The following is a 234-nucleotide window of genomic DNA, read 5'->3' as shown; positions in this document are numbered from 1 at the left end:
CAGCCGCACCAAGAAGGACGACCCACCGGCCAGCCCCGAAACAGAACAGAGCGCCCTTTTCCAGGAGTAAACCCACTTCAGAAGGAGTCCCGCCATGTCTAATCCTATCCAAAACCGCTACGAGTTCCTCCTCTTTTTCGACGTGCAGGACGGCAACCCCAACGGCGACCCGGACAGTGGCAACGCCCCCCGCGTAGACCCCGAGGACGGCCACGGCCTGGTGAGCGATGTGGC

General features: G+C 62.4%; 1 protein-coding gene. It reads left to right on the top strand.

The window, feature by feature from the left end; genetic code table 11:
- Positions 1-94: 94 nt before the first annotated feature.
- Positions 95-234 (top strand): type I CRISPR-associated protein Cas7 (locus tag NZN28_RS13260; RefSeq protein ID WP_295398917.1); only part of this gene is annotated, 140 nt, incomplete at its 3' end.

This window comes from Meiothermus sp. (genome assembly GCF_025056915.1).
Lineage (GTDB): Bacteria > Deinococcota > Deinococci > Deinococcales > Thermaceae > Meiothermus.
Note: the sequence above shows the minus strand (reverse complement) of the source record. Positions and strands in the feature narration are given on the sequence as shown.